Here is a 615-nt window from a genome sequence, read left to right on the forward strand (position 1 = left end):
TTTTAGCAGACCCATACATAGAATCATCATGTAAGGGAAGCCTAGCCACGTGTTCACAATCAGGATCATGGTTTTCGCCATGAATGGGTCAGAGAACCATGCCGGGCTGATACCAAACAAACCTTCCAGAAGCATGTTGATCTCACCAAAGCTCTGGTTGAACAAACCTTTAAAGATCAGGATAGAAATAAACGCCGGTACCGCATAAGGCAGAATCAGTAGTAGTCGGTAGATTGAACGACCTTTCAACGCTTCCCACTGAACAACGCTTGCTAACACTAAGCCGATAACCAATGTGCAGACTACGGTTAGCGCAGAGAAAACAATAGTCCAGATAAAGATGCTGATGAACGGTTCTTTGATGCCATCATCTTTCCACACACGTTCAAAGTTGTGCGTACCGATGTTCACCACGAAACCTGGAGACACGGTGCTGCCAACAAACTGACCGTTTTCATCCACTGGCTGGTAGTAACCCACTTCCATATTTGGACGCAGTGTTTCTTGGGTACGGTTGTTGTAAAGGGTTTCGCCGTCATCTTGCAACGTGTAGAGCGGAACCACTGCTGCGAACTTACGCAAGCCGCTCATACGGATATCGTCACCGTTCGGAAG

At 47.2% G+C, this 615-nt stretch carries 1 pseudogene; it reads right to left on the reverse strand.

The features are described 5' to 3' along the window. A pseudogene (malF, locus tag R7P74_RS27535) lies at positions 1-615 on the reverse strand (maltose ABC transporter permease MalF); the annotation flags it as partial.

Source organism: Vibrio sp. 2033 (assembly GCF_033339735.1).